At 64.2% G+C, this 2,395-nt stretch carries 4 protein-coding genes; all 4 read left to right on the top strand.

Annotated elements, in window-relative coordinates; translation table 11 throughout:
• Positions 1-1,049 (top strand): P22 phage major capsid protein family protein (locus tag ACOVRJ_RS04565; protein WP_422042714.1); only part of this gene is annotated, 1,049 nt, incomplete at its 5' end.
• Positions 1,050-1,055: 6 nt separating this feature from the next.
• Positions 1,056-1,313: a hypothetical protein gene (locus ACOVRJ_RS04560; protein WP_422042713.1), complete on the top strand. Its 258-nt coding sequence runs from the start codon at positions 1,056-1,058 to the stop codon at positions 1,311-1,313.
• Between the two features lie 18 nt (positions 1,314-1,331).
• Positions 1,332-1,631 carry a hypothetical protein gene (locus ACOVRJ_RS04555; RefSeq protein WP_422042712.1) on the top strand — a complete coding sequence of 100 codons (300 nt, stop codon included), beginning with the start codon at positions 1,332-1,334 and terminating at the stop codon, positions 1,629-1,631.
• 14 nt (positions 1,632-1,645) lie between these two features.
• Complete coding sequence (locus ACOVRJ_RS04550; protein ID WP_422042711.1) at positions 1,646-2,326, top strand: hypothetical protein; 681 nt, start codon at positions 1,646-1,648, stop codon at positions 2,324-2,326.
• Positions 2,327-2,395 lie beyond the last annotated feature (69 nt).

Below are 2,395 nucleotides of genomic sequence, written 5' to 3'. Positions count from 1 at the left end.
TGCCGGATCGCGCACTGGTCACCAACGGCGCCGCGCTGGGCGTCCAAGAGGTCAACGAGCAGTACACCACGCTGACCGTCGCCTCGCAGAAGCACATCGGCGTGAACTTCACCTCCGCCGAAATGGCTCTGTCGTTGGACGACTTCGCTGACCGCATCCTCAAGCCGCGCGTGTCGCAGCTTGCGGCCAGCATCGACGCCGACGTCGCCAACTCGTTCCAGAGCATCTTCCAGTCGGTCGGCACCCCCGGCACGACGCCTGCTACCAGCCTGGTGCTGCTGCAGGGCCAACAGAAGCTCAACGAGTCGGCTGCGCTGATGTCGCCGCGCTACGCGACGGTGAACCCCGCTGCCAACGCCGGCTTGGTGGAAGGCATGAAGGGCCTGTTCAACCCGACCTCAACCATCTCCCGCCAGTTCAAAAACGGCATGATGGGCGAGGGTGTGCTGGGCTACGACGAGATCAACATGTCGCAGTCCATCAAGCAGCACACCACGGGCACGCGCACTGGCGCCCATACCGTGACGACGACCGTCTCAACCCAAGGGGCGACGACGATTGCCATCACCGGCACCGGCACGCAGACCATCAAGAAGGGCGACGTCTTCACCATCGCTGACTGCTACGCCGTGAACCCGCAGACCCGCGAGTCCACTGGCGCCCTGCAGCAGTTCGTGGCGACGGCGGATGCCACCGCGGTGGCTGGCGCGTACACCGTCAGCGTGAGCCCGGCGATCTACACCTCGGGTCAGGCGCTCGCAACGGTGGACTCGTTCCCGGTGTCCGGCAAGACGGTCACGTTCCTCGGCTCTGCCTCCACGCAGTACCCGCAGAACCTGATCTACCACAAGGACGCCATCACGTTCGCCACGGCGGACCTGCTGCTGCCCAACGGCGTGGACATGGCCTCGCGCAAGGTCCACAACGGGATCAGCATGCGGATCGTGCGCCAGTACGACATCAACAACGACCGCATGCCGTGTCGTATCGATGTGCTGTACGGCTACAGCGTGATCCGGCCGCAGATGGCTGTCCGTCTCTGGGGGTGATCCACCATGTCCTTCACCAAGCCCATTGGTGTAGCGTTCACGGACCAGGATCTTGACGACTGCGCACTGGGGGCACTCCCCAGTGCCGGTGGCAAGATCGCGTTCTACGGCGCGACGCCCGTCACTCAGCGTGCGGCAGCGGTGCAGGCGGCTTCTGTCGTCAGCGCCTCGTCGTACATCACTGTCGGCAGCAACCTTGCGGCGTGGGCCGCCGAGGTGAATGCCACTCTCACGGGCCTCGGCCTGTGGAAAGGTGCCGCGTAAGCGGCAGAGAGGAACATCATGTCTGCATCCAGTCTCGAAGCTCCAAAGATCGGTGATGGCGAACAGATCGGCGACGGTAACACCGCCGAAACCCTGAACGTCGGTCGCTCGGGTCAGCCCGTCAAGGTCCAGCCGTCGGCAACCGGCTCCATCGGTTTCTACGGCACCACGCCGACCACCCAACGCGCTGCGGCCATCCAAGCTGCGTCCGTTGTATCGGCGTCGTCCTACATCAGCGTGGCTTCCAACCTCGCTGCCTGGGCCGCCGAAGTCAGCGCAACGCTGACCGGCGTTGGCCTGTGGAAGGGCGCGGCGTAAGCCGTCACTGACACATGGCCAAGGTTGTCTTCTGCGTTCCGACCATCAAACGCCCGTACCAGCAGTGCTTGGACAGTCTGGAGGCGTCCATCCCCCTCATCAAAGCCGCTGGCTGGGACGAGGGTATGGTCAACGAGGTGGGCAACCCGTACATCAGCGCGGCACGGGCAACCATGCTGCGCAAAGCGCTGGACGCCAAGGCAGACGTGATCGTGTTCATCGACCACGACCTGTCTTGGCGGCCAGCCGATCTGCTTACGCTCATTGAAACCCCGGGTGACGTCGTCGGCGGCACCTATCGGTTCAAGGCTGACGAGGTGTCCTACATGGGCACCATCCACAGCACGCCTGCCGGCACGCCCGTTGTACGGGCCGATGGCGCGATCAAAGCGCGACTCTTGCCCGCAGGGTTCCTCAAGGTCACTACGGCCGCTGTGGACCGTTTTATGACCTCCTACCCGGATCTGTGCTACGGCGAGAAGTACCGCCTGAGCGTGGATCTGTTCAACCACGGCGCGCACAAGGGCGTGTGGTGGGGCGAGGACTACGCCTTCTGCCGGCGCTGGGAAGAATGCGGCGGCGATGCCTGGCTCGTGCCGGACCTGCAGCTTGACCACCACAGCGCGGACAAGTCGTACCCGGGCAACTTCCACATGTACCTGCGCCAGCAACCTGGAGGCGACCTGTGCCCCTGATCTACATGGAACACCCGCGCCACGGCCAGAAGATCGCCACGATGGAGGCCGAGGCAGAATACGACGAAC

Origin of the sequence: Roseateles sp., from assembly GCF_049240545.1 — a bacterium.
Lineage (GTDB): Bacteria > Pseudomonadota > Gammaproteobacteria > Burkholderiales > Burkholderiaceae_C > Paucibacter_A.
Note: the sequence above shows the minus strand (reverse complement) of the source record. Positions and strands in the feature narration are given on the sequence as shown.

Excerpts from the sequence above, each read along its gene's own strand:
- ACOVRJ_RS04560 (WP_422042713.1), top strand. The coding sequence starts at position 1,056 with ATGTCCTTCACCAAGCCCATTGGTGTAGCGTTCACGGACCAGGATCTT.
- ACOVRJ_RS04555 (WP_422042712.1), top strand. The coding sequence starts at position 1,332 with ATGTCTGCATCCAGTCTCGAAGCTCCAAAGATCGGTGATGGCGAACAG.
- ACOVRJ_RS04550 (WP_422042711.1), top strand. The coding sequence starts at position 1,646 with ATGGCCAAGGTTGTCTTCTGCGTTCCGACCATCAAACGCCCGTACCAG.